Genomic DNA, 575 nt, shown 5'->3' with positions numbered 1-575 from the left:
ATGGCGATGCCGCCGTAGTGGGCGCCGGCCCAGGCGGAGGAGACGCGCAGCCAGCAGCTGGTCTTGTCGTCGGCCTGGCCTTCGCGGTCCCAGTGGAATTGCACTTTGACGCGGCCGTACTGGTCGCAGTGGATCTCTTCACCCTTGGGCCCGGTGACCACGGCGCTTTGGCTGCCGAGGATGCGCGGTTTCTTCTGCGTCAGCGGCGGGCGGTTCGGCACGTCCCACGGGGTGGCCTGGAAGCGGTTGCGGTAACCCTGGTGGAAATCGCCTTTGAGGCTGGTGGTGTCGCTGGTCACCGACTCTTCCAGCACTTGCGGCTGTTTGCCTTCGTGCAGGACTTCGGTCAGCAGCCACAGGTCGTTCCATTTAGGCTTAGGGTGTTGGGTCAGGGCCAGGAAGTGGCCGCTGACCAGCAAAGGCTGATCGCTTTTGCCTTCGGCCAGTTGGAAGTCGCTGCGGTGACGTTCCAGGTTGCGCTTGGCCAGGTGTTTGCCGCGCTCGCGGTCGATGAAGCGACCGGGGTAGTCGTAGTCTTCGAGGTCGGGCAGGGCGTCGCCACGGTTTTCGCTTTC

1 protein-coding gene is annotated in these 575 nt (G+C 64.3%); it reads right to left on the bottom strand.

The features are described 5' to 3' along the window. Positions 1–575, bottom strand: a 575-nt coding sequence (gene tssI / locus K0F88_RS32025) for a type VI secretion system tip protein TssI/VgrG (RefSeq protein WP_219097877.1), incomplete at both ends; no start/stop codon positions are given.

It is taken from the genome of Pseudomonas sp. UMAB-40 (assembly GCF_900095275.1).
Taxonomy (GTDB): Bacteria; Pseudomonadota; Gammaproteobacteria; order Pseudomonadales; family Pseudomonadaceae; genus Aquipseudomonas; species Aquipseudomonas mandelii_B.
This window is presented reverse-complemented; position numbering and strand designations above follow the sequence as displayed.